Source organism: Dellaglioa sp. CoH-57-MRSF-17 (genome assembly GCF_056782015.1).
The window spans coordinates 1-664 of the sequence record NZ_JBXAXY010000026.1 but is presented as its reverse complement, the minus strand read 5'-3'; the positions used below and the strand labels follow the sequence as shown (position 1 = coordinate 664).

At 59.9% G+C, this 664-nt stretch carries 1 protein-coding gene; it reads left to right on the top strand.

Translation table 11 applies throughout. The annotated features are described in order from the left end of the window. The first annotated feature begins 279 nt into the window (after nt 1-279). On the top strand, nt 280-546 hold the full coding sequence (locus AC1RPJ_RS07670; RefSeq protein ID WP_289901116.1) for a hypothetical protein: 267 nt from the start codon (nt 280-282) through the stop codon (nt 544-546). Nucleotides 547-664 lie beyond the last annotated feature (118 nt).

Genomic DNA, 664 nt, shown 5'->3' with positions numbered 1-664 from the left:
CAAAAGACGCAATCCGGGGAATACCTTACGCGGAGAATTAGACCCCCTGTTTCCTGCACTACCCGGCTGGGTCGCGAGACGGGGTTTCCGGGGGAGACCTTAGCACTCCTAATTTGGGGCCCCATTCCTAAAAACCGGGACGGGGTGGGGGCCCTTTGTCCAATTGATTCCGGCTATCGGCCCCATAGTTATTTCCAATTGGCCCGGCACCCGATTCCTATTCATAATCGGGGTCATCGGCTCACTGAGCCATTAACCGCTGACGCTGAGGAACAGAAAATGACGAACACGAACGCAAGCGCCCCCGTCCGGTGCAAGGGCTATCAATCCGTGTCGTTTGCGCGTGCTGAGGCACCGAGCGACGTAATCGGCTCGTTCTATGCCGTGTACCCGGATGGCCGCGTCTATGAAACGCCGATCACACTCGCGCAGTATCGTACGCACCTGTTTGCGTTCCGGGGTGCGCGGTGGGTGCCGTCATCGATGACGGCTGAGCAAGTGCGGGACACCGCTGAATTCAACGGCAATTACGCGTTCCCCGTCTGAGGCGCGGACAACCGAACAAAAGGGGCTCTTAGGGGCCCTTTTTCACGTCCGGGGCCGGCAGGCTGAGGGTGCGCGCACGCGTCGCGGACCCAAACACAACTAACCCGCTGAGGCTGGC

Coding starts and splice junctions, on each gene's coding strand:
- AC1RPJ_RS07670 (WP_289901116.1), top strand. CDS start 280: ATGACGAACACGAACGCAAGCGCCCCCGTCCGGTGCAAGGGCTATCAA.